We start from the raw sequence: 23,269 nt of genomic DNA, 5'->3' as shown, positions 1-23,269 counted from the left end.
AGAAATAGTTGACGGCAAGCGCGGCGATTTGGGGCAGCGCCATATGCAGCACGAACGCGCCGAAGCTCCAGTGAAACGCGCCGACAAAGAGCAGGTTCGTGAGATTACTCACGGGCAGCAGCAGCGATCCCGTATTGGCGACAAAGGCGCAGGCGATTAGAAACGGCCGGGCGTTCAGCTTCAATCGAGTCACAAACGACAGCACGATGGGCGTCAGAATCACAGCGGTTGTATCGAGCGACAGCAGCATCGTCACAACTGCGCCTAGCAGAAACACATTTCGGTACAGCACCACTCCGTCGCCCCGCGCCATGCGCGCCGCGTGCAGCGCCGCCCAGGCAAAGAACCCGGACAGATCGAGCAGCGCGGACAGCGCCATCAGTGCGAGTAGAAACGCCAGCACATCCGCGCCCTGCACGGTCGTCCGCCACGCCTGCATCGGCGTCTCCAATCCCAGCAGCAGCATCGCCGCCCCGCCCAGCACGGTCGCCCACGCTTCATTCATCCCGCGCGGCCGTACGAGGATCAGCGTCAGGGTGACCAAGAAGACGCCGACGGTCAGAACAATATGCATGGCGGGATTTTACCCGGTGCGCGGCGGCGTTAAGCCTCCCACGGCGGAAGCAAGCGATCAGATTACGACGCGCGTTGGTCACATCGCCCACGCCTCCCATAGCTAAAGCAATGGTCTAGTCAGGGCTAAGGCGGCTGAAGCCGGCTGTCGGATGAGGATAGGCGTTCACCACAATCCGAAATCCGACAGCCTGCTTCAGCTGGCTTACCCCGGACTAGACCATTGCTTTAGCTGTGGGCGTCTGACGGTTGGATTTCGAATTATGATGAACGCCCTAGGTCTTTCGACCTATGCGCGATCCCCCGCAATCTGTTACAATAAGAGCGCTTGTCCGATGGAGACACATCATGATCCCGCTGCTTTGCGCTTTACTCTCCGGTGGGCTCTTCGCCGCCGCCCTGCCCCCTTACAACTGGGAATGGCTCGCCTGGTTCGCCCTCGCGCCGCTGCTTGTCGCCGCGCAGGGGCGGCGGCCGCTGGAGGCGGCGGGACTGGGGATCGTCGCGGGCGTCACCTGCGGCGCGCTGCACGCCGGCTGGAATAAAGACACCACGCGCCTGATGTGGGCCTACATCCCATTTCTCTGGCTGACGATGCTGTTTGTCGCGACCGCGACGATGTCCGCCGCCGCCCGCCTGCGCCATGCGGGAATGCGCTGGGTGCTGCTGGTCACATGCCTCGGCGTCTCCGGCGAGTGGCTCACGACGCTGCTTCCGATCCCCATCCACCTCGCGGTTTCCCAGTTCCGGGCGACGACACTGATTCAGATCGCCTCGGTCACGGGCGTCTGGGGCGTCTCGTTTCTGCTCTGGCTCGCCAACGCCGCCCTCGCCGACGCCGTGCTGCGCCGCTCCGTCAAAACAAAGCCAATTGCAATAACCCTCGCCGCCGTTGCGGCGACGCTCGTCTTCGGCGTATGGCAATTGCGCTCGGCGAAGTCTGGCCCTTCCCTGCGCGTGGCGGCCATTCAGGATTTCTCAGGTGGAGAAACGGGAGACCTCGCGCCCGATCCACCGGCGAATGTCGAGAACGACCGAGAGAAAATGACCCGTAAGGCGGCCGCGCAGGGCGCGAAGCTGATCGTGTGGTCGGAGGAGTGCCTGGGATCGGGTTTCAACCCCGACAATCCACGCGATCGAACCACCGCGCTGGCGCGGGAGACCAATGCGTTTCTCGCCGTCGGCTACTCCGACTCCCACCGCCCCAAGGCCTATAACTGCGCCGGCCTCGTCTCGCCCGAAGGCAAGCTGCTCGGCGCGCATCACAAAGTCCATCTGTATCTGGGCGAAAGCGAAAGCGTCACCGTCGGTGGGCGGGCGACTTCCTACCCTTCGCCGCTCGGACACGTCGGCATGGAAGTATGTTTCGACAGCTGCTACACCAACATCACACGCCAGGTCGCCGCGTCCGGCGCACAGATCATCGCGATGCCGAACTATGATCCGCCGACGCCGCGCGGCGTCCTGCACGATCTCCACGTCGCCTTCCTGCCGTTCCGAGCCGTCGAAAACCACATCCCTTTCGTCCGTTCCGATTCCAACGGCCGCTCGCAGGTCGTGGACGCCTACGGACGATTAGTAGGAGTATCGCCCCTGTACTCCCCTGATATCCTGGTTCGCGACGTCGCGCTGGGCGACGGAAAGGGCACGCCGTTCACACGCTGGGGCGACTGGCTGGCGTATCTCTGCCTGGCGGGAAGCACGTTTTTCCTGGGGACAATGTTTCGCCGTGAAAAACAGACTGCGCCCAGCGAATAGCAGTTATGCTACAATCGATTTGGGATAAAATAGAAGCGCCGATCTCTTGACTCTCGCGACGGCGGCGGGCACTATTGACCAGTAAGTTTATAGTAATAGACGACTTATAAAAATCACCGAACGCTGAATGGTAAGCTTGACAAAAGGACGCTTGGGTCTTATAATAATCGAAATCTGATTTTACAGTAAAATCGTTTTGGATTGATGAATAGGACTCCATTGCGCGCTTCCATCCGACAAGTGGCCGAGGCCGCCGGTGTTTCACCGATGACCGTTTCGAACGTGCTTCGCGGCCGGACCGATCTGGTCGTGGAAAAGACACGTGAACGAGTGCTTCAGGCGGCGCGCAACCTCAACTATGTCCCAGTGCGGACGGCGGCGCAGAACCGGCATATCCGGACAAATGCTATTGGGGTTGTTTTTCTCCATTCGCACCGGCCGGATGGCCCAGTCGGCTACCCGACATTTTTAGGAATGTATAGCCGCGCCCGAGAGCTCGACCATGATCTGACGATCTTCCTGCGCTCTGAGCCGGACTGGGTGAAGCCGGGAACCGAGGCGCAGTTTCTGGACCGCCGCTGCGACGGATTTATCTTCGTCGGCAGCAACCGTCCCGAAATCACCGAAAAGCTCTTTGAAAATAAGGTGCCGGTGGTCGAATGCTACAGCGTCGCGCCCTCCCCTGGCGCCGCGCGTGTCCTGAGCGATAACGCCGACGGTATGCGCCAGGCGGTCATGCATCTTGCACAGCTCGGGCACGAGCGAATCGCGCATATCGCCGGTCCGCAAGTGAATATGGAAGCGCGGGAGCGACTGAGCGGGTTTCGCGCAGCAATGCAAGAGCGCTTCGGCGCGGATTATCATGACTATGTCGTTCTGGCGAACACCTGGGGCCGGATCATGCGCTTCGACAACGCCTACGGGGACATCGATGAAATCACTCGCCCGGCGATCGAAGCCATATTGTCTATCGGTGTGACGGCTGTCGTTTGCGCCAACGATCTGCTGGCGCTCGCTCTCTGGCGCCTGGCTGAGGAACGTGGACTGCGCGTGCCTCAGGACTTGTCCATTATTGGTGTGGACAATATCATGCAGTCCCAATACCAGGGACTGAGCAGTATTTCGACCCCATTCGAGCAGATCGGCCAGGCGGCGGTAGACGCCATAATGGCGATTGAAAAGGGCGTAAGCACTGCTGAAGCCAGCCGTGTTTTGCCCGTCGAATTGATACAAAGATCGTCTGTATCCGTTCCTTTCCAGCGATAACCGCACGGAGATTCATACCGGCGCGGTTACTATTTTTCGGCGGTATTTTACAGTAAAATTAAAGGAGTCGTTCTGTCATGTCTCGTAACAACCGAGTTTCCCAGGGGTTTACTCTGATTGAATTGCTCGTCGTCATCGCTATCATCGCGATTCTCGCCGCCATTCTCTTCCCCGTCTTCGCCAAGGCCCGGGAAAAGGCGCGCCAGACCAGCTGCGTTTCCAACGAGAAACAGATGGGCCTCGCCTTCCTGCAATACGTTCAGGACAACGACGAAGCATTCCCGCTCTCAGTCGTCAGCACCGTCTCTCCCCCGCCCGCCGGCATGGCGGTCGGCTGGGCCGATGCGATCCAGCCGTATCAAAAGAGTCTCGCGATCTTTCAATGCCCCAGCGAACCGTTTCCGGCGAACATCACGCCGCAGAACGCCGGTTACACGGATTACTGGATGAATAAGAACGCTGGCGACGGCACTCAAACACTGCCGCTTTGCAACAATCCGGCCGTGACAATCATGATCGGCGAAGGCGGCGCCTCCACCGGCGTGCTCGTCGCCAACTCAACTGCCCGATTCCGCAGCAACGGCTGCAACGGCGCCGGCGACGCATCCGCCGCCGGCCTAGATCGAACCCAGCCCGTTTGCGGCGGCGCCGGCCTCGTAACGAATCTCGGCGGCGGCGGCTTCCGTCATACCGAAGGCGCCAATTACGGCTTCGCCGATGGGCACGCCAAGTGGATCAAGAACTCTGGCCCCAACGCTTCGCCCAAGATCTGGAACGGAGCCACACTCTTCGCGCAGTCCGGCAACGATCCGACGCTGCGGCTGAAAGACTAATACTTGCGATGACCAAGACAACAAGCCAATGGACGAAGGGGCTTATGGCGGCTTTCGGATGCATCGCCTTAATCGGCTTTTCCGGCTGCGCGACAAACGCAATTCCGGCGGAGAAGCCTCAGACGATTGACGCTTCCAAAGCGCAGCACCCCAATGTTCTGATTATTCTGGCGGACGATATGGGATGGTCCGACATCGGCTGTTATGGCGGCGAGATCAGCACTCCGAACATCGATGCGCTGGCGAAGGACGGACTGCGCTTCACGCAATTCTACAATTCTGCGCGTTGCTGTCCCTCGCGCGCTGCGCTGCTGACGGGCCTGAACCCGCATCAGGCCGGCGTGCCGGACATGGGCACGCCGCTCAACAACCGATGCGTCACCCTCGCCGAAGCGCTCAAGCCCGCTGGCTACCACACATACATGGTCGGCAAATGGCATCTGGGCGAAGGTTCGAGGGACAGTCCAACGGCGCGTGGTTTTGAAGAGTTTTATGGCATGCCGGGCGGCTTCAATACCTACTGGAAGGAAGATCCGTACTACACGCGTCTGCCCGCCGACCACGCCAAGCGGGTTTACAAGCCCGGCGACTTCTACTCCACCAATGTGTTCGGCGACTATGCGCTGGATTTCATGAACCAAGGGCAAAAATCCGGCGGTCCCTGGATGATGTACCTTGCGTTCAACGCGGCGCATTTCCCGCTGGGCGCGCCTGAAGACGCGATCGAGAAATACGAAGCGATGTACCGGACCAAGGGCTGGGACGCGATTCGCGCGGAACGCCTGGCGCGTCAAAAAGCTTTGGGGCTCGTACCGACCGATTTGAAGCTTACGCCACGCAGCGTCGTTCCGAAGAACTTCATCAACGTACAGACCGGCTGGGCCGACAAAGACAATCCGGCGTGGGATTCTCTGCCCGAGGACCGGCGCGCCGACCTCGCGCGCCGCATGGCGGTGTACGCAGCGGCGATCGATATCATGGACCGAAACATCGGCCGCGTTGTCGCCCATCTCAAAGAAACCGGACAGTGGAATAACACCCTGATCTTCTTTCTGAGCGACAACGGCGCCTGCGCCGAGTGGGACCCTTACGGCTTCGATCAATTGGACTCCCCCAAGAACATCCTGCACACCGGCGACGCTCTCAAAACCGTGGGCGGGCCGGACAGCTATATCAGCTACGGCAGCGGCTGGGCGAACGCCAGCAACACGCCCTGGCGTCTCTACAAGCACTACACGCAGGAGGGCGGCATCCGCACGCCGATGATCGTCCACTGGCCGGCGGGCCTGAAGGCCAAGTCCGGTTCAACAACGGATCAGCCCGGCTACATCACAGACTTTATGCCGACGATCCTCAAAGCCTGCGGCGCGTCCTATCCCAAGGAATACAAAGGCAGCGACATCCTGCCGATGGAAGGCGAAAGCCTCCTGCCGACCTTTACTGGCGCAAAACTGCCGTCGCGGACGCTCTGCGTCGAACACGAGGGCAATCGCATGGTGCGTGAGCAGAACTGGAAACTGGTCGCGCTGGCGAATAAGCCCTGGGAGCTGTACGATCTGTCCAAAGATCCGTCCGAAATGAACGACCTCGCCGCAAGCGATCCGAAACGCGTGCAGACCATGGGCGACGCCTGGGAAGCCTGGGCGGAACGCTGCAATGTCGTTCCGAAGTCGTCCCCGCAAATCGCCGGCAAGCCGATCGATATCCGATGCGATGTCACCACGCAAAGCAGCGACGGCGTCATTCTTGCGCAGGGCGGAGACCAACGAGGCTACGCGCTGTATTTGAAAGCCGGAAAACCCGTATTCGCAGTCCGTGAGGCCGGGAAGCTTTACGCCGTCACCGCCTCAGACGCCGCGCCCAAGGGCAAGTTCTCTTTGGAGGCGCATCTGGAGGCGAGCGGCGCCATGACGCTCTCCGTCAACGGCGCGGCGCCCGTTCGCGGAACCGCGCCCGGCGTGATCGCCACCCAGCCGCAGGACGGTCTGAGCATCGGCGAAGACGCCCAAAGCTCTGTCGGCGACTACACAGGCCCCAATCCGCTCAAAGGCAAGGTTGAAAACGTGAAGGTAACGACGGGGAAATAAGTCCCGCTTAATAGTGGCCCGGCCGAGTGAACAATATATAGAGGTTCTTTCCTATGCGCTCTCACCTGCGCCTTCCCATAATTTCCATACTACTATTCGCGCTCGCCGCCCCGTCCCAGGCCGCTCCGGAGAAGAAGCCGAACATCGTCGTCATCCTCGTCGACGACATGGGCTACTCCGACATCGGCTGCTATGGCGGTGAGATCAAAACCCCTAACCTCGACAAGCTGGCCGGTGAAGGCGTGCGGTTCACGCAGTTCCACAACACGGCGCGATGCTGCCCATCGCGGGCGGCGCTGCTGACGGGGCTGTATCCCCATCAGGCGGGCGTTGGCCATATGACCGACGAGCAGGACGACGCCGACGGAAAACCGCTGCCGGGCTACAGCGGGCGGCTCAACGATCGCTGCGTCACCATCCCCGAGGCGCTCCATGGCGCCGGCTACTTCACCGCCATGACCGGCAAATGGCACGTTGGGCAGAATTACGGGGTGACGCCCTGGGGACGCGGCTTCGACCGCACGCTCACCTGCGCGCAGGGCGGCTTTTACTTCCCCGGAACGCCGGTCGGCGGCCCGCTGTATTTGAACGGCAAGAACATCGGCCGCACCGGGGCGCCGCTGCCCGCGACCTGGTATTCGACGGATCTGTGGACTGACTACGGCCTGAAGTTCATCGACGAAGCGCGCACGGCTCACAAGCCGTTCTTTCTTTATCTCGCGCACAACGCCCCGCACTTCGCGCTCCAGGCGCCAGCCGCCGATATCGCGCGCTGGCGCGGCAAGTTCAAGGCCGGATGGGACAAACTGCGCGAGGCGCGTTACAAACGTCAGATCCAGATGGGGCTGATCGACAAGTCCTGGCCGCTGTCGCCCCGTCTCCCGGAAGTTCCGGCCTGGGACAGTTTGACGCCCGCACAGCAGGATCGCTACGATCACATCATGGCGATCTACGCCGCTGTGGTGGAGCACATGGACAAGTCCGTGGGGACATTGATAGCTGGCCTGAAACAGCGCGGGGAACTGGACAACACGCTCATTTTGTTTATGAGTGACAACGGCGGCAACGCCGAGAGCGGCGTGCAGGGACGTCTGGAGGGCGCAAATCCCGGTGGGCCAAAGTCCACTGTGTTTGTCGGCCAGGCCTGGGCAACGCTGAACAATACACCGTTCGTGCGTTACAAGCACTACACCGACGAAGGCGGCGTCGCGACGCCGCTGATCGCGCACTGGCCCAATGGGATCCCAAAAGCGCGCGACGGCCGACTGGAAACACAGCCTGGACACGTCATTGATATCATGGCGACCTGTCTGGATGTGGCTGGCGCGGCTTATCCTAAGACATTTCACGATCACGCAATCACGCCGATCGAGGGCGTCAGTCTGCGCCCGGCGTTTGCGGGCAAGACGATCCAGCGCACGCAGCCGATCTTCTGGGAGCATGAAGGCAACCGGGCCGTTTTGGCAAGCCCCTGGAAACTCGTCGCGGTCGACGGCAAGCCCTGGCGGCTCTACAATACCGCCGCTGACCGCACCGAGCAGCATGACCTGGCCGGCGCTCAGCCGGACCGCGTGAAGCTGCTGGCGACTCAATGGGATGCCTGGGCGAAGCGCGCCGACGTGCTGCCACTGCATCCCGAAAACGGCGTTCTGAGCGGTGAAACACAGTTCACGCTCAAGGAAGGCGACCATTTGGATCGCGCCCATGCGCCCGCCGTCGCCGGATGCGGCTTTACCCTCACCGCGAAATTCGACGCCACTGGGACAGATGGGGTGGTGGCGGCTCAAGGCGGTGCGGCCCAGGGCTATACGCTCTTTCTTCAAAACGGAAAGCTGACGTTTCTGGTCCGGGAAGCCGGGCATACGACCCAGATCGCCACGCCGCAGTCCGTCACCGGCGCCCATACCGCCGTGGCTCGCGTGGAAGCGGACGGCGTCCTGAGCCTCACGCTCGACAGCCAGGGCATCGTCAAAGGCAAAGCGCCCGGCCCGCTGCCCCAAACTCCGATTGAAGGATTGGACATCGGAGAAGATCGAGGCGCTCGGGTCGGGCCGTATGGAGCCGCCAACACGTTTGCAGGAACCATCCAATCGGTCATAATCGAATTAGACAGCAAGCCTGTGGATTAAGATATGAATGTACCACGCCATCGACACTTCGTTCCCTGCGCCGCGAGCCTGGCCGCCATGGCCACGCTCACGGCCATGGGATTTTTGGGCGCGTCCACCGCCGAAGCGGCGCCCGCAGCCCACCGCGTCGCTTCGTCTCACCCGGCGCCAGCTGGCATGGTCTGGATCGCGCCTGGCCGCTTTCAGATGGGCAGCGACAACGCCATGTTCCCGGATGCGCAGCCGGTACATCCGGTCACGCTGGACGGCTTCTTCATCGACCGCAATCTCGTGACCAACGCCCAGTTCTCACGCTTTATACGCGCGACCCATTATGTGACGGTCGCCGAGCAGCGTCCGGACCCGAAACTGTTTCCCGGCGTTCCTGCGGACAAATTGGTTCCGGGCGCGGTCGTGTTCGCTCCCCCGTCCCACCCCGTCGCGCTCGACGATGCGTCTCAGTGGTGGCGCTACGTTCCCGGCGCCAACTGGCGGCATCCGGAAGGCCCGAAAAGCAGCATTGCAAAACGGATGGATCATCCGGTCGTGCAGGTGTGCTGGGACGACGCCGCCGCCTACGCCAAGTGGGCCGGCAAGCGCCTCCCTACGGAGGCGGAATGGGAATACGCCGCGCGCGGTGGCCTCAGTCAAAAGCCGTACGTCTGGGGCGACACTTTCAAACCGCACAGCCGGACCATGGCGAACACGTTCCAGGGCAATTTCCCGGACCGCAACACCCACGAAGACGGCTACACGGGAACATCCCCCGTCGGCAAATTCCCGCCGAACGGCTTCGGACTCTACGACATGGCCGGAAATGTCTGGGAATGGTGCGCCGACTGGTACCGGCCCGATTACTACAAAGTCAGCACGCGCAAAAACCCCCGAGGGCCTTCCACAAGCTATGATCCCGATGAGCCGAGCATCCCCAAGCGCGCGCAGCGCGGCGGGTCGTTCCTGTGCACGGACCAATATTGCTCGCGCTATATGCCGGGCAGCCGGGGCAAAGGAGACGTTTTGACAGGGACGTCGAATGTGGGCTTTCGGTGCGTGGTTTCGGGGGGCAATTCAGATCGGATGCGACACGGCTTATGAAGGCGCGCCGCCCTTGCCCACAGCTGGAAGCAATGGTCTAATCAGAGGTAAGTCGGCTAAAGCAGACTGTCGGATTTCGGTTATTGGGGAACGCTTATCCGACCCTAATCTGATAGCCTGCTTTAGCTTGCTTCCCTTTGATTAGACCATTGCTTCCAGCTGTGGGCAAGAGCTTACCGCCGATAAGCCACCCGTCCCCCAATCACCGTCCACTCCACCCGCCCCGTCTCCGGGTCCATCACCACAAGATCGCCTTGCTTCCCAGGCTCTAACGTCCCCACCCGATCCAAAATTCCTAACTGCCGCGCCGCGTTCGCCGACGACAAACGCGCGGCCTGCCAAGGGGCGAGTTGCGCGAATTTGAGCGCGTTATGAAATGCGCGGTCCATGGTGAGGATACTGCCGGCGAGGGTTCCATCGGCGAAGGTCGCTTCGCCGTTCTGGACGTTCACGTCGAAGCCGCCCAGTTTGTAAACGCCATCGGGCATCGCCGCGCCTTCCATGGCGTCGGTGATCAGCACAACACCGTCGAGGCCCTTGGCGGCGACCGTCAGTCGCACGATTTGCGGAGCGAGGTGAACGCCATCGGCAATCACCTCGGCGACGATCTCGGGGGAGACAAGAATGGCGCCGGCGGTTCCCGGCTCGCGATGGTGGACGCCGCGCATGGCGTTGAAAAGATGCGTTCCCTGACGCACGCCCCAGGGAATCGCGCGCGCCACGTCGGCGGCTCGCGAGTCGGTATGCCCGGCGGAGACGACCACATTTGCGGCCAGAGCCGCGCGGGTCACAGCCTCGGCGCCCTCCATCTCAGGGGCAAGAGTGATCTCACGGATCGCGCCGCCGCCGATCTCCACCCAGTGTGTAAATTCTTCTAAATCGGGAAGGCGCACATGCGCTTCGGGCTGAGCGCCGCGCCGCGCGGGACAAATATAGGGGCCTTCTAGATGGACCCCCACGATCCGCGCTTCGTCGACCCCGCGTCCCGTTTCAATCACCTTGCGGGCGGCGCGGATCGCGGCGTCGGTATCCGTGCGTGAGGCCGTGAGGGTTGTCGCCAGCAGTCCCGTCGTCCCAAAGCGCGCGTGGGTGCGTGCGGCGGTGCGCGCTGCCGCTACTGTCCCATGCATGAAGTCCGCGCCGCCGCCGCCGTGGACATGCATGTCGATGAATCCCGGCAGCACCCAATAGCCGCCGGCGTCGATGTCGCCGCTTTTGGCGACGCCTGAGGAGCGGGAGGCGATCTCCACAATCAAGCCTGTTTCTTCGTCGATTGTCAGGGCGGCGCCTGACAAAACTCCATCGATGGTCACGATTTCGCCGGTCACTGTAATCATGGTTGAAATTTCTAAAAAATCCTTGTGAAATCCTGCACGAAATACCGGGACAATGGGTATGTTACGATATCCACTTGTCCTCACGCTGCAGCTGATTGCGCACGCCCCTTGACAGGTGGCGCCTTTCACCAGGTGTCTTGCGTTCAAAAAAATATTCGGCTGCTCTCCAGTGTGAGAGCAAAAACACCATAATTTGAACAGGCTGGCGGGATACAACGTCTACACAGTCAACCATAGTTTGAGGGGGATGGGAAATGGCGCGGACCAAAGGATTTACACTTGTCAACTTGCTGATGATCGTTGCGCTGATCGCGCTGCTATCGGCGGTTCTGTTCCCGCAGATCTGCCGCAGCAACGATGAAACCAACGGCGTCCAAATGGAATACAACACTCACTAACGCGAGTGTCGCTATCTATCAATCGCCAACTCCAGGGCTAAACTTAAGCAGGGCATACGAATGCCTCTGGCGAAGCGCGCCGTATTTCTGTTACAATAGCGGCGTATGCGCGCTTCACTCCAGCATCGGCCTCTGCTTTGTTTCTCCTGCGCGTTTGCGCTCGGCGTCGCCGCGCGTGGCGCTGGATACGCTCCGGTATGGCTGATCGCGAGCCTTCTGGCGCTGGGCGTTCTGCTGCTCCTCTGGCGCACGTCTTGCTGGCCTGCCGCCGCTGCGGGACTGCTCCTCGCGGGCCTCGCCTGCGGCGCGCTTCGGGAGTCTGCCGCCCGCGTCATTCCTCCAAACGATATCAGCCATCACACGGCCCCGGGAGTGTTGTCAACCGTCACGGGATTCGTCGCCAACGATCCGGAGACGCGGCCGGGACATCTCGTCTTTCGCCTGCGTGCGGAACAGATTCAAACGCGCGGCGAAACTATGGCGGCCACGGGCCAGATATACGTCACGCTCGCTTCTGCACAAGGCCGCGCCCTGCCCACCCTGGACTACGGCGACCACGTCGCCTTGCGCGGGTATCTCGATCGGCCTCAGGACGCCACCAACCCCGGCGCCTTCTCCTGGCGGGATTATCTTGCGCGCCAAGGCGTTTACGCCACCTTATCCGTCCGTCAGCCTCCCGCCGAAATCTCTCAGCGTGCGGATCGAAATCCGTTTTTTACCCTCGCCTGGACCACGCGCCGTAAGATCGTCTCCTCACTGAACGCGCATCTGCCGCCGACGGACGCGGCCGTGCTGTGCGGAATTCTGATCGGCCGGCGAGTCGATCTCGACGCATCGATCATGTCCTCATTTGTCCACACAGGTACGGTTCATATTCTTGCCTCGGCGGGTCTCCACGTCGGAATTCTCCTCTGGTGGCTTCTCGCCGCCGCGCGGCGGCTCACGCTGCCCCGCCGATGGTCGGCTCTGGGGATCATCGCCATACTCTGGCTATACGCCGTAATGGCCGGCGGGCGGCCTTCCGTCACACGCGCCGTGCTGCTGGCGACCGTGTACCTGGGCGCGCTTTTGTTCGAGCGTGAGCCGGACCTTTCCACAGCGCTTGGATTCGCCGCGCTCGTGATCCTGCTGGACAATCCGCAAACTCTCTTCGACGCCGGGTTCCAGATGTCGTTCTTCACCGTCGCCACCCTCGCCGCCGCAATGCCGCTCTGGTCGGATTACTGGCGCGGCCGATCCCAGCAATGGACGCGCCTCGCGCCGGCCGGCCGACGCGCCGTCTTCTGGGCGCTGGAGCTCACGGGCCTGACACTGTTCGCGCAGCTTGGCTCCGCGCCGATCGTCGCCAGCGCCTACAATGAGTTCTCCCTCAGCGGCGTCCTCGCCAATCTTCTCGTCGTGCCGGCGCTGTTTCTGATCATCCCACTGGGATTTCTGACCGCCGTACTGGCAGGCGTTTCCCACGCAGCGGGCGCATTCGGCGCGATGCTTCTTTTGCCGCTGCTGGATTATGTGATCGCAGTTGTGCGAGCGTGCGGCGAAGGTCCGTGGGCGTTCCGAGCGATCCAAACGCCGTCAGTACTTTCGATCGCGCTTTATTACGGCGGGATCGCCGCCGCCACATACTTCTTAAGCCGCTCGAAAATTTCCGTGGATCTTGCGGAAATCCCATAAAAATGCTCGTTTGTCTCTTATAATAAAGCACACCCGTTTGCCGCTCTAGGAATCATGATATGATCGCACGATCTTTTTTCAGTCTCGCCTTGCTTATGACCGTAACGGCGGCGCACGGCGCTCCCAAACTGCGTATCCCCTATCCCAACATGGATGGCGGCATTTTAAAAGTTACTACGCGCGGAGGAGCGGGCAGCGCGAAGATGGCTCCGGAACTGCGCCTGCTCGCACGACAGTTCGACGCAAGGCCGGCGGGCGCCGACACATTCGTCTATTCCAAAGCGCAGCTCAAAAGCCGTTTTGGGATCGATGGGACCGAGCGTACGCCGCAGGTCAGTGTGGCTTTGACCGTGGCTTCCAGCGCGGGAGACGCCCCCCTGGAGGCAGCCGGCGCGGTGATCTATAAGCGTTCCGTCTCCCATACAGTCTACGCCCACATTCCCGTCGCCCGCCTCGCGGATCTGGCGGCGGAAAGCTCCGTGTACGCGATCCGTCTGGCCCGAAGCGCCGCATATCCGCCCACGCCCCGCAGCTCCAGTCCGCCGCGAATTCGACCATTCCAGAATACGCGAGGCAGCGAAACCACCCCGACTGATTTCGATCATCAGGGGCTGACCGGCAAAGGCATAGTCGTTGGCGTCATCGACTCGGGGATCGACTGGCGGCACGCCGACTTCCGGCGCGCCGACGGCTCCACGCGCATCCTCGCCCTGTGGGATATGACGGATCAGTCCTGGAAAACATCGAAAGGCAAGATCGGCTCGAAACCGCCGCAGGTGGCGGGCAAGGAGATTTTGGGAACGCTTTACACGCGTGATCAGATCGACGCCGCGCTGCGCAAGGCAGGCGTGGTGAAGTCGCTCGACAGCGAGGGCCACGGCACCGCCTGCGCCGGAACCGCCGCAGGCAGCGGCGCGGATTTCCCGGGAGTGGCGCCCGAAGCGGACCTCATCGTCGTCAAGGCGGGCAATAACGGCGCCAATCCGTTTTACTTCCTGGGAACGCAATTTGTCGTCGATCAAGCAAAGCTGCTGGGCGAGCCATGCGTCATCAGCCAGAGCTTCGGCTCCAATGACACGGCCCACGACGGCGGCAGTCTGGAAGAGGAAGCGATGAACGAGATCGCGGCGCCGGGCAATCCTGGCGTCTGCATCTGCGTGGCGGCCGGCAACGATGGACAAAACAGCTCCCACGCCAGCGGTCGCTTCGGCGCGCAAACCCCTGGCCAGGCCGACATCGAAAGCCGCCCCATCCAGCTGTTTGTCCAGCAGCCGACCCTGCTGGACGCTTATTTCAAAGACGCTGATGAGTGGGGGCTCGCGGTGGTGGGGCTGGACAAATTTTTGATCGGCAAAAACGGTGAGCCTGCGGTATTTTATGTCGCACGCAACGGCAAGGGCATCAAGGGGATCATCAGCACGCCGACGAAAATCCCCAAATCGTTCTCGGCGTTTTTCCAGACCGTCCAAACCGATCAGGTTTCCGATGGAAAGGAAGACCGGGTATCGGTCCCTTTGCAGACAGGCCGCTACCTGGTCTACGCCTTCGGCGCTGGCGCCAAAGTGACGGACGGCGCATTCCATCTCTACCTGCCGTTCTCCGGCAACGCCTCCTTCGGCGACGGCGCGGACAAACACGCTATGGTCGCGTCGCCCGGCACGGCCTCCAATGTGATCACGGTCGGTTCGTATAACGTTCGCAAGTCCTGGCGCGGGGCCTCCGGCAAGACCACGACATACAATCTGCCGGTCGGCGATATCTCCGACTACTCCAGCCCCGGCTTCCGCCGCGACGGGATCGTCAAACCGGAGATCGCCGCGCCGGGCGCATACACGATCTCGCCGCTCGCCCAGGGCTCAAGTATGGGTTTGAATGAGGCGGGAAAGCCCGATCTAGCCTCCCTCACACCGGACAAAAAACACATCGCATGGTCCGGCACCAGCGCCGCCTGCCCCTACACGGCCGGCGTCATCGCCCTGATGCTGCAAAAGAACCCGGCGCTCGACGAAGCCCAGATCCGTAAAATCCTCACCAGCACTGCCCACAGCGACGACTTCACCGGCTCCGTTCCCAACTCCGAATGGGGCTACGGCAAACTCGACCCCGCCGCCGCCATCCACGCGACGCTTGAGAGCGATCACACAAAACCCGAACCGATTCAGCCATGAAGCGCATCCATCAAAAATTGTGGATACGGTGCAGCCTGGCGCTCACGCTGCTGGCCTCTGGAATGGGTCATGTGTACGCACAGGGACCCGGACCTGACACGCTCACGCCGCAGCAATGGGAAGATGGCGGACTGGCCGCCATTACCTTCGATGACTACGCCACCGCGATCGGAAGCTTCGAAAACGCCGTTGCCGGCGACCCGCATCAGGCCAAATATGTATGTGAGCTCAGCGAAGCGCTGACCCATGAGAAGCGATTTCTAGACGCCTACCGCCTCATAAAGTCCAAACTGCCATATTTCAAATCGATTGACGCGAACGTTCTCCAAGTGTCCCTCTCAATCGTACACCGCGCATGGGGAGCAGAGCTGCGGGATACCGCTCATCCCGCGGAGAGCATTGCGCAGTTCCAGCGCGCTTATGCAATTGACATAATACTAAGGCCGCACGCCGCCTGCATCAACCAGATAAGCATCGGCGACGCTTGGAATTCGCTCCACAACTTTGTACGCGCACGCGCCGTCAATTCTCAAGCCCTCAAAATCGCTCGCCAATCCCAGTACGCAGATGCCGAGATACTCGCGCTCACCTCACGCGCGAATATCGAACGCGACGACAATGAATTTACCCGATCCGTCTATTATTTTCAGCGGGCCTTAAACCGCGCCCGGCAGTCTAAGGACGTCAATCTCGAATATATGATCTTGATGGGGCTTCAGCAGGCTTATGTGGAAGTAGGTAAGTTCGAGAAATCGGAAGAGTGCAGCAATTTCATTCTGGCGAAAGCACGCCGTGAAAAAGATACTGAGTTGATTGTGGAGACTCTCTGCAATATCGGACGCTGCGAGACCCTGCGCTATCGCTCTTCGGAATCCTTGAAATCTTACCAGGCGGCTCTTGCTGTCGCGGAAACGGAACCAGAAAAGGCGGAAGTATTCCGTGGCTTGGGCGATACTTATGACCTGATCGGCGCCCACGAACAATCCGCCGTTTATTATTCCCAGGCAGTCGCGGCCTTTGAAGCCGCCGGCGATGCTCGTGGCGCACTGCTGGCGCGCATTGCTCGATACCATCCGACCGCAGGTCAGAGGCCGACATCCGGGGAAATGGACAGACTGGAACAGATGCGCGCCGACGCTCAAAAAATCGGCGATACTGAGGCGGAAGTCGAGGTTTGGGAAAAGAGGGCGACGGCTTACCAGAACATCGACGCAATCGAGTACATCAAAAGCTTGGAGGAGAGCCTCAAAATCCGCCGTGAGCATCTAGAGATGGGCTCGCCGCTCATAACGATGGTTCGCATTGCCCTCGCCGAAAGCCTATTAGGACGAAAAGTAGCGGCGCGGCGCCATTACTTGGAAGCGCTCATCATTGCTCGGCGCCACGGACTGGCGAAGGAAGAAGCTTACGCACTCGCAAGCTACGGGCAATTTCTTGGAGGTATTCCCGGAAGCGGCCGAGAAGGGATCGCCCTGCTGCTGAACTCAATCCCCATTTGCCGCGCCGCTCAGGATCGAAAGCTGGAGGAGCTGGCTTTCACCTCGCTGATGTTCGCTTATCTTATTCAGGGCGACAAAAACGCCTCAATCTTCTATGGCAAACAGGCAGTCCGTATTTCCGAGTCGTTCCGGTCGGATGCGCGGATGCTGGGGCCAGAGGCGCTGGCGGCAATTCTGCAATTCGATCTTGTGATATACCGGACGGTTGCGGAGACGCTCGTGCAGCAGGGACGCCTCCCGGAAGCGCAGCAAATTTTGCAATTGATGAAGCGTAAGGAGTATCGTGACTTCGCCGAGCGCGGCGGATCCGACACAGCGACTCCAGACGAGACGGTAACGCTGACGGCGACCGAAGCGGCGTGGCAGGTGCGATACCTAAAGATCGCGGATCAGGTGACGGCGATCGGCCGAAAGCGTGAGGCGCTGTTGGAGCGCAAGTCGCAGGCCCAGGTCGACCCGGCGGCGTTTACCGACGCGGACAAAAAGACGCTGGCAGAGGTGGACCGAGATCTGGTGGTCGCCAATACGGCGTTCCAAAAGTCGCTGACGAAGATGGCCGTGGAGTTTGCGAAGCCTGGCGCGTCGCCGCGCCTGGCGTCCGTCGGCGAAACGTCCGGGCTTTCGGATACCTTGCGCAATCTTGGCCCGGGAACGGTCGCGTTGTATACGATCGTTGAGGCGGACAAATACCGGGTCATCGTCATCACGTCGCAAACACAGAAGGCGGAAGAGTACGCCATCTCCTCCGCCGCGCTCAATAAAAAGATCATGGCGCTGCGCGAAGCGCTCCAGGACCCCAGCCTCGATCCGCGCCCGCTTGCCCTGGAGCTTTATAAAATTCTGATCGGGCCGATTGAAAAAGATCTGGCGGGCGCGCAGGCGAAGACGCTGATGTGGTCGCTCGACGGCGCCCTGCGTTATCTTCCCATCGCGGCGCTCTACGACGGCAGGCAATATCTGGCGGAGCGATATCGCAATGAAGTATTTACACTGGCGAGCCAGAGCCGTCTGGAAGACACGCCGACGGCGCACTGGTCCGCGCTCGGCCTCGGCGTCTCCCAGGCGCAGCCCGGCTTTGAAGCGCTGCCGTCCGTTCCGGAAGAACTGCACGGAATCATCCAGGGCGATCCCGCGAACGCGAACGCCGTACTTCCCGGCGCCGTGCTGCTGGACGCCGCGTTCACCCGCGATTCGATGATCGCCGCGCTGGAAGATCGAAAATACCCGGTCGTCCATATCGCCAGCCACTTTTCGTTTCGGCCGGGGAGCGACGCGGACTCGTTTCTCCTGCTCGGCGACGGAACCCATCTCACGCTGGCCGATCTCAAGAGCCTGCCTCAGATCTTTCAAGGGACCGATCTGCTGACCCTCTCCGCCTGCGACACCGCCATGAGCGCAGGCGGCGACGGGTCCGGCGGCCGCGAGATCGAAGGCTGCGCGGTCATCGCGCAGCGCCAGGGCGCCCGGTCCATTCTCGCCAGTCTCTGGCCGGTCGCCGACGAAAGCACACAGATGCTCATGCGCGCCTTCTACCAATGGCGCGAAACTCATCCTGGCGCATCCAAAGCCGAAGCGCTCCAGGCCGCGCAGCTTTCTCTCCTTCATGGAGAGCAAGCGGCTTCCGCCGGCGCGCCGCGCGGCGCCGCGAAAACTACTCCCAAGGTCGAATCCGCCCCATCGGAAACCCCGGATTATACGCCCGATCCCAAAGCGCCCTTCGCCCACCCATACTTCTGGGCGCCGTTCGTTTTGATTGGGAATTGGAAGTGACGCCCGCGAGGTTTAGTGCGCGAATGCAATCGCGGCGGCCCCTGCCCATGGCAGCACGGTCAGCAAAACGATGACGAACGCGGCGAATGGCCGAAATTCTCGCATGGAATATCCAAAACCCCAGGCGATTACGATGCCGAAAACCGCCGCCAGGGAAAACTTGCTCAGCAGCGACCCAAAATCGATCCCTGCTCCTGATTGCCCCGCGACTGCGAAGATAAGCAGACTCCATAAAACACAGCCTATCCCGAATTCACTAATGCGGCGAAGTAAGAATTCCTGATGCGCCTCTTTTTGAACGATCATTTGCTGTTTCCTCTGAACCTTGCTCAGCGACTGTTTCAATTCCGCAATCGCGGGATCGTTGGAAAATCCTAAGTGCTCGAAGCAGGCGTCAGCGTCCTCGATCAAGTCCGCGGATCCTGACGGCACATAACCGAGTTTCGTCGCGAGCTTAAGCGCCATGCGAAAATAAGGCTCAGAGCCCAGCCAATTTTCGTTCTTCGTGTACGCCTTCCCCATCACATGAGCTACATTCAAATCCAGCCGGTCCGACGGAGAGTGGATATTAAGACGCTGATATTCCTCATACGCTTTCTGACCTTCTTCCAATCCGTGAAGATCCAAGATAGCGCAAAGGCGGCAGGTCAGCAGCGTGACCGCCATTCGCTCGTCTGTGTCGATCGGATACTGCGCTCGCAATTCGTCGATGATCTCCAGCGCCTCCGCGGGCTGCTTCATCATCAGCAGCCATCGAAAGCGATCCCATCGAAGCTGAACCCAGTGATCGTCGCCTTTCGCGCCGCTGTAAAGCGCGTCCGCTTCATCCAGCGCTTCGCCGGCTTCGCCCCCGTCTTCCGCGTAGATCTCGACGCTCGCACGCAGCAGGGCGTATTCCAAACGATATTTGGGCGTGCTTCGGCCAGCGGCGCCCATCAGAGGCATTAACGATCGCGCACTCTCGATATCGCCAAAGCGCAGAAGCGCCGGCGCCACGAATTTCGCGTAGTGATAAACCCCTCTGTGATCTCCGATCCCATTCAAGAACTGTATCATATCCAGGCCCTGTTTCAGGTCTTCTCTAGACAAAGCGACGCGCGTTGATTTGCGCGGCCAGAAATGATCGAAGATCGTGGCGCCGTCATTCTGTTCCGCGTATGATCCGCTCAAACCCCGCAGCGGGATGATGCTGCACACCAGACATAAACAGGCGGCCCCCAGACTGATCCAGCAGTAAGTCGAACCGGGGCTGAAGTACAGAATGACGCCAAGCAGGCATGCCGTCACAAAATTCGCAATGATCCCCCCGAAATGAATCAAAAGCTCCCCTTTACGCGTCGGGGAAACACCATCTGAAAACAAGAATGTGACTCCGCTAAAAATATTCTCTCGGCAGATAAAAAAACGCATTCCGTTCCAGGTCCAGGTGAACAAAGGCTTCCCGGTCCCCGTCCCGAGACTGGTCACGTCGTAACCCACCGATCGGCCGGCTACGGCATGGCCGATCTCGTGCAGCCAGATGTGCAAATATTGAAAACCCGCGAAGGCCAGCAAATAGGGGATCAGCATAAAAGAAGTCTACCTGGCGAGGAGACGATTAGCTTCGGCGCCACATTTTGCTCCTCGGTGAGGGGTATAGTAGGCTTGTGAAAACCCTAAAAGCAAATGCAGCGGCATTATTGATACTGACGGCGCTTCTTCCCACAATGACGCGCGCGCAGGAAACCACCGAGCCATTCGTAACGATTGGAGCGGAGAAGATCTCGCGGTCGGATTACATTCAGGCGCTGGAGGCGCAATCGGGAAAAACCGTTCTGCAGAAGCTGGTTTTCGCCAGCCTTATCCGTCAGGCGGCGGCAAAGGATGGGGTCACCCCGACCGATGCGGAGGTGGACAAACGTATGGCGGCTCTGATGCGGCGCAATCCGAATGTGATCCCGGACGCCCTGCTGGCGCCGGAGCAGCGGAAGCAGTTCGTCGAAAATTTGAAACTGGACCTGGCCCTGGAAAATCTGCGCCTGCGTAACATCACGGTCACCGACGCCGAAGTCGATCAATATTACGCCGCACACGCTGCGGATTATCAGCTCCCTCAGCAGGTGAAGACGACCATCGTCGTGACCGAATCCGTCGCCGATTCCAAAGTCGCCGAAGGTCTGCTGGGGAAAAACACTTCGGAAGAAGACATCGCGCAGAAACCGGGCTTTCATGTGGTGGGAGTGAACGGCTTCAGTCTCAATATGGATGCTCTGGCGCTCGCCGACAAGAACCGAATCTCCAGCCTCGTCTTCAGCGCCAAGCCTCAGGAAGTAAAGTCGCTGAAAGTCCAAACGCACTATCTGACGTTCCGAATCAATAAGCAAGACGTCAAGAGAACACCGCCGCTCGCGCAGGTCCGAAGCGAAGTCGTCCGCGCCGCAAAGCTCGCCAAAGCGCCCGACGCCGTCGCCATGCTCCGGACGCTGTATCTGTGGACGCCGCCCACGTTTCAGGACCAGAAGTACGAGCGCCAATTTGACGACATCAATCCCGGCGCGGCGCGCTCCAACCGATAATAATCAGGGTATAATAATTGCGTTCTGAAACTGAACCTGCCAAGCATTCTTTCGTCAATAGATAAAGCAGCGTTGTGATACAGGCGGCGGTCCCATGACGCCGCAGTTTTCGATGAAATAAATTTCGCGCGGTCTTCCTCGCGTCCGTTGCCGGGGCCGAATAGAATGAGAATTCATTTCGGTCTTAGGCAAAATTACCCGATCCCATCTCACCCCAGGATCGGGTAATTTTCATGTCTCCGCCAAGCCCCAAGTTCAGGAAAAACGCATTTCCTTCGCCATTTGTGTCAAAATAGATCATCGAATCGATTTTGACCATGACACAAGAACCTACATCTATCCTGCTGACGCCTCAGGCGCCTGCGCTCATACTGGCCCCCATGGACGGTCTGACCGACGCCCCGATGCGCGCGGTTCAGGGCGAAGCCGGCGCCTTCACGCACGCCGTCTCCGAGTTCCTGCGCGTGAACGCCGACGTTCCGCCCAGAAAAGTTTTTCACCGAGACGTCCCCGAACTGCTGACAGGCGGGCGAACGCTCACTGGAATGCCTGTCCAGGTCCAATTGCTCGGCGGCGACGCCGACCGCATGGCCGAAGCCGCCCTCATTGGGCATAAGGCCGGCGCGCAGGCCATCGATATTAATTTCGGCTGCCCGGCGCCGACCGTGAACCGTCACGATGGCGGCGCGACCCTGCTCAAGCACCCGCAGCGCATCCGCGAGATCGTCGCCGCCATCCGCGCCGCGCTGCCGTCCGAGATCCCCGTCTCCGCCAAGCTGCGCCTGGGCTGGGACACTATCGATTCCATCCACGAAAACGCCGCCATGGCCGCCGAAGGCGGCGCCGCCTGGATCACGATTCATGGCCGCACCAAGATCGAAGGTTACAAGCCGCCCGCCCATTGGTCCCCCATCGGCGAAGTCCGCGCCAGTCTCGATATCCCCGTCGTCGCCAACGGCGACATCTGGTCCCTGGACGCCTTCAAACGCTGCCAGGACGAAACCGGCTGCACGCACTTCATGCTCGGCCGCGGCGCCCTCGCCGACCCTACCCTCTCCTACCAGATCGCCGCCGAACTCGGGATCGTCCCGCCACGCCCCCAATATCTCAGCGACGTCCCCTTCGACTGGATCGCCCAGCTCCAGCGCCTCGTCCACTGGACCGACCACTTCGAAGGCCCCAGCTCCCGCAAAATCCTGCCCCGAATGAAACAATGGCTGAACCTCGCGCGGCGACACGGGGATTTTCAGGCGTTCGATGAAGTCAAGAGGGCGGATTCGGTAGAGGAGCTGTTTGGGATATTGGGCAATTCCCATTCTCATCACAAATCCGATCCAGTCGCGTTAATTCGCTAAGATCATTTTATGGTACGATAAGAGAGAACGTATCCGAGCGCAGAGGAATACTCGCTATGACCGTCGCTTTGCAAATACCCCCAATTGCTCCCACGGGAATGGTCAAGACATTCGGCCCATTCGGCCCAATGTACCAGGTGGGAAAAACGCTCCGTCCAGTAGACGATGACGACTGGATGGTCGCCATTCGAATCGTGGAGACGGGCGAAGAAACAGAATACCGCTACAGCCATATGGCGAACGACCCCGAGGCGCGCTAATGTACGCCATCGCCTTCGATCTGACCGTCGCGGATACGGAACGGCATCACCCCAAAGGCATCTCTCAAGCATACGCTGATATCGGCGCGATTTTGAATAGTCGCGGCTTCCGGCGTGTCCAGGGCAGTCTCTACGTAACGAACAGTGAAGATATGGCGAATCGGTTTCTCGCCATGCAGGATCTTCGCGCTCAACCTTGGTTTCTCGCATCCGTCCGGGATATTCGAGCGTTCCGCATCGAACAATGGTCGGACTTCACTGCTATTGTCAAAGGCTTGATTTGATTTCCACCTTATCTTCTCACAATATCTTAACAGAACAATCATGCCTGCAATAGAAAAAATATCGATTAAGGGCTTTAAGAGCATTGCTTCCATTGAAGACTTATCAATGGGAGCCGTGAATATCGTAATCGGCCCCAATGGATCAGGTAAGTCCAATTTCATTGGTGTTTTTTCGTTACTACACGGAACGTGTCAATAGTTTGAGACAACTTGGTCCATTATTTTTCGCGCCGATCGTCGCCTAACTCT

Annotated in this window: 18 protein-coding genes; 15 read left to right on the top strand and 3 right to left on the bottom strand. The window is 60.1% G+C overall.

The annotated features are described in order from the left end of the window. Positions 1-574 (bottom strand): SLC13 family permease (locus tag ABIZ35_RS10875; RefSeq protein ID WP_348219923.1); only part of this gene is annotated, 574 nt, incomplete at its 3' end. A gap of 347 nt (positions 575-921) precedes the next feature. Here ABIZ35_RS10875 and ABIZ35_RS10870 point away from each other — a divergent pair. From ABIZ35_RS10870 to ABIZ35_RS10845, 6 genes are all read left to right on the top strand, one after another. Then, a complete protein-coding gene (locus tag ABIZ35_RS10870; protein WP_348219922.1) occupies positions 922-2,331 on the top strand; it encodes a nitrilase-related carbon-nitrogen hydrolase in 1,410 nt (469 codons plus the stop codon). A 204-nt stretch (positions 2,332-2,535) separates the two neighbouring features. Beyond that, positions 2,536-3,597: a LacI family DNA-binding transcriptional regulator gene (locus ABIZ35_RS10865; protein WP_348219921.1), complete on the top strand. Its 1,062-nt coding sequence runs from the start codon at positions 2,536-2,538 to the stop codon at positions 3,595-3,597. A 77-nt stretch (positions 3,598-3,674) separates the two neighbouring features. Continuing rightward, complete coding sequence (locus ABIZ35_RS10860; protein WP_348219920.1) at positions 3,675-4,430, top strand: DUF1559 domain-containing protein; 756 nt, start codon at positions 3,675-3,677, stop codon at positions 4,428-4,430. An 8-nt stretch (positions 4,431-4,438) separates the two neighbouring features. Next, on the top strand, positions 4,439-6,517 hold the full coding sequence (locus tag ABIZ35_RS10855) for a sulfatase-like hydrolase/transferase (RefSeq protein ID WP_348219919.1): 2,079 nt from the start codon (positions 4,439-4,441) through the stop codon (positions 6,515-6,517). 53 nt (positions 6,518-6,570) lie between these two features. Then, positions 6,571-8,646 (top strand): arylsulfatase, encoded by a 2,076-nt coding sequence (locus tag ABIZ35_RS10850; protein ID WP_348219918.1) that lies wholly within the window; start codon positions 6,571-6,573, stop codon positions 8,644-8,646. A gap of 3 nt (positions 8,647-8,649) precedes the next feature. Next, positions 8,650-9,720 (top strand): formylglycine-generating enzyme family protein, encoded by a 1,071-nt coding sequence (locus ABIZ35_RS10845; RefSeq protein WP_348219917.1) that lies wholly within the window; start codon positions 8,650-8,652, stop codon positions 9,718-9,720. 173 nt (positions 9,721-9,893) lie between these two features. Here ABIZ35_RS10845 and nagA read toward each other — a convergent pair whose 3' ends face one another. Beyond that, positions 9,894-11,057 (bottom strand): N-acetylglucosamine-6-phosphate deacetylase, encoded by a 1,164-nt coding sequence (gene nagA / locus ABIZ35_RS10840; protein ID WP_348219916.1) that lies wholly within the window; start codon positions 11,055-11,057, stop codon positions 9,894-9,896. Between the two features lie 254 nt (positions 11,058-11,311). Here nagA and ABIZ35_RS10835 point away from each other — a divergent pair, with 254 nt between their 5' ends. From ABIZ35_RS10835 to ABIZ35_RS10820, 4 genes are all read left to right on the top strand, one after another. Further along, entirely contained in the window at positions 11,312-11,455 is a 144-nt protein-coding gene (locus ABIZ35_RS10835; RefSeq protein WP_348219915.1) for a type II secretion system protein, read from the top strand. Positions 11,456-11,560: 105 nt separating this feature from the next. Then, complete coding sequence (locus tag ABIZ35_RS10830) at positions 11,561-13,129, top strand: ComEC/Rec2 family competence protein (RefSeq protein ID WP_348219914.1); 1,569 nt, start codon at positions 11,561-11,563, stop codon at positions 13,127-13,129. A gap of 59 nt (positions 13,130-13,188) precedes the next feature. Further along, positions 13,189-15,297, top strand: coding sequence for a S8 family serine peptidase (locus ABIZ35_RS10825; protein ID WP_348219913.1), 2,109 nt, complete (start codon positions 13,189-13,191; stop codon positions 15,295-15,297). Then, positions 15,294-18,566: a CHAT domain-containing protein gene (locus tag ABIZ35_RS10820; protein ID WP_348219912.1), complete on the top strand. Its 3,273-nt coding sequence runs from the start codon at positions 15,294-15,296 to the stop codon at positions 18,564-18,566. Before ABIZ35_RS10825 ends, ABIZ35_RS10820 begins: the two co-directional genes overlap by 4 nt. 12 nt (positions 18,567-18,578) lie before the next feature. Here the strand turns inward: ABIZ35_RS10820 and ABIZ35_RS10815 are convergent, their stop codons facing one another. After that, entirely contained in the window at positions 18,579-20,135 is a 1,557-nt protein-coding gene (locus tag ABIZ35_RS10815; RefSeq protein WP_348219911.1) for a site-2 protease family protein, read from the bottom strand. Positions 20,136-20,212: 77 nt separating this feature from the next. Between ABIZ35_RS10815 and ABIZ35_RS10810 the strand changes: the two genes are divergently transcribed. From ABIZ35_RS10810 to ABIZ35_RS10790, 5 genes are all read left to right on the top strand, one after another. After that, a complete protein-coding gene (locus ABIZ35_RS10810; RefSeq protein WP_348219910.1) occupies positions 20,213-21,121 on the top strand; it encodes a peptidyl-prolyl cis-trans isomerase in 909 nt (302 codons plus the stop codon). Between the two features lie 317 nt (positions 21,122-21,438). Next, positions 21,439-22,476 (top strand): tRNA-dihydrouridine synthase family protein, encoded by a 1,038-nt coding sequence (locus tag ABIZ35_RS10805; RefSeq protein ID WP_348219909.1) that lies wholly within the window; start codon positions 21,439-21,441, stop codon positions 22,474-22,476. A 56-nt stretch (positions 22,477-22,532) separates the two neighbouring features. Further along, on the top strand, positions 22,533-22,736 hold the full coding sequence (locus tag ABIZ35_RS10800) for a DUF5397 family protein (RefSeq protein ID WP_348219908.1): 204 nt from the start codon (positions 22,533-22,535) through the stop codon (positions 22,734-22,736). Beyond that, positions 22,736-23,020, top strand: coding sequence for a virulence factor (locus ABIZ35_RS10795; RefSeq protein WP_348219907.1), 285 nt, complete (start codon positions 22,736-22,738; stop codon positions 23,018-23,020). The genes ABIZ35_RS10800 and ABIZ35_RS10795 overlap by 1 nt, the downstream gene beginning before the upstream one ends. A 40-nt stretch (positions 23,021-23,060) precedes the next feature. Beyond that, the gene (locus ABIZ35_RS10790; protein ID WP_348219906.1) at positions 23,061-23,219 is read left to right on the top strand and encodes an AAA family ATPase; all 159 of its coding nucleotides are present in this window, start codon (positions 23,061-23,063) and stop codon (positions 23,217-23,219) included. Positions 23,220-23,269 lie beyond the last annotated feature (50 nt).

Source organism: Capsulimonas sp. (genome assembly GCF_039929585.1).
Taxonomy (GTDB): Bacteria; Armatimonadota; Armatimonadia; order Armatimonadales; family Capsulimonadaceae; genus Capsulimonas.
The sequence above is the reverse complement of the archived record's forward strand: the minus strand, read 5'-3'. Positions and strand labels throughout refer to the sequence as shown.

What these genes read in the sequence shown, in the direction of transcription:
- ABIZ35_RS10870 (WP_348219922.1), top strand. Translation starts at nt 922, where the DNA reads ATGATCCCGCTGCTTTGCGCTTTACTCTCCGGTGGGCTCTTCGCCGCC.
- ABIZ35_RS10865 (WP_348219921.1), top strand. Translation starts at nt 2,536, where the DNA reads ATGAATAGGACTCCATTGCGCGCTTCCATCCGACAAGTGGCCGAGGCC.
- ABIZ35_RS10860 (WP_348219920.1), top strand. Translation starts at nt 3,675, where the DNA reads ATGTCTCGTAACAACCGAGTTTCCCAGGGGTTTACTCTGATTGAATTG.
- ABIZ35_RS10855 (WP_348219919.1), top strand. Translation starts at nt 4,439, where the DNA reads ATGACCAAGACAACAAGCCAATGGACGAAGGGGCTTATGGCGGCTTTC.
- ABIZ35_RS10850 (WP_348219918.1), top strand. Translation starts at nt 6,571, where the DNA reads ATGCGCTCTCACCTGCGCCTTCCCATAATTTCCATACTACTATTCGCG.
- ABIZ35_RS10845 (WP_348219917.1), top strand. Translation starts at nt 8,650, where the DNA reads ATGAATGTACCACGCCATCGACACTTCGTTCCCTGCGCCGCGAGCCTG.
- nagA (WP_348219916.1), bottom strand. Translation starts at nt 11,057, where the DNA reads ATGATTACAGTGACCGGCGAAATCGTGACCATCGATGGAGTTTTGTCA.
- ABIZ35_RS10835 (WP_348219915.1), top strand. Translation starts at nt 11,312, where the DNA reads ATGGCGCGGACCAAAGGATTTACACTTGTCAACTTGCTGATGATCGTT.
- ABIZ35_RS10830 (WP_348219914.1), top strand. Translation starts at nt 11,561, where the DNA reads ATGCGCGCTTCACTCCAGCATCGGCCTCTGCTTTGTTTCTCCTGCGCG.
- ABIZ35_RS10825 (WP_348219913.1), top strand. Translation starts at nt 13,189, where the DNA reads ATGATCGCACGATCTTTTTTCAGTCTCGCCTTGCTTATGACCGTAACG.
- ABIZ35_RS10820 (WP_348219912.1), top strand. Translation starts at nt 15,294, where the DNA reads ATGAAGCGCATCCATCAAAAATTGTGGATACGGTGCAGCCTGGCGCTC.
- ABIZ35_RS10815 (WP_348219911.1), bottom strand. Translation starts at nt 20,135, where the DNA reads ATGCTGATCCCCTATTTGCTGGCCTTCGCGGGTTTTCAATATTTGCAC.
- ABIZ35_RS10805 (WP_348219909.1), top strand. Translation starts at nt 21,439, where the DNA reads ATGACACAAGAACCTACATCTATCCTGCTGACGCCTCAGGCGCCTGCG.
- ABIZ35_RS10800 (WP_348219908.1), top strand. Translation starts at nt 22,533, where the DNA reads ATGACCGTCGCTTTGCAAATACCCCCAATTGCTCCCACGGGAATGGTC.
- ABIZ35_RS10795 (WP_348219907.1), top strand. Translation starts at nt 22,736, where the DNA reads ATGTACGCCATCGCCTTCGATCTGACCGTCGCGGATACGGAACGGCAT.
- ABIZ35_RS10790 (WP_348219906.1), top strand. Translation starts at nt 23,061, where the DNA reads ATGCCTGCAATAGAAAAAATATCGATTAAGGGCTTTAAGAGCATTGCT.